Origin of the sequence: Pseudomonas sp. 43(2021), from assembly GCF_017490805.1 — a bacterium.
GTDB lineage: Bacteria > Pseudomonadota > Gammaproteobacteria > Pseudomonadales > Pseudomonadaceae > Aquipseudomonas.
On the sequence record NZ_JAFGYJ010000653.1, the window covers coordinates 1 to 242 of the forward strand.

A 242-nucleotide genomic window follows, 5' to 3' on the forward strand; every position below is an offset into this window, starting at 1 on the left:
TTGAGCTAACCAATACTAATTGCCCGTGAGGCTTGACCATATAACACCCAAGCAATTTGCTAGCGCAGATTGCGGTGGTGAAGACGAAAGAACCGAAAGTTCGCAACTTCACAAAATCACATATCCGAATTCGCTGGGCTGTCCATCTGGACATTCTGGCAACAGAATTTCTTGACGACCATAGAGCATTGGAACCACCTGATCCCATCCCGAACTCAGCAGTGAAACGATGCATCGCCGAT

General features: G+C 47.5%; 1 rRNA gene. It reads left to right on the forward strand.

Annotated elements, in window-relative coordinates:
* Positions 1-170: 170 nt before the first annotated feature.
* Positions 171-242: ribosomal RNA gene (gene rrf, locus J5M71_RS29145) — 5S ribosomal RNA — on the forward strand; the annotation flags it as partial.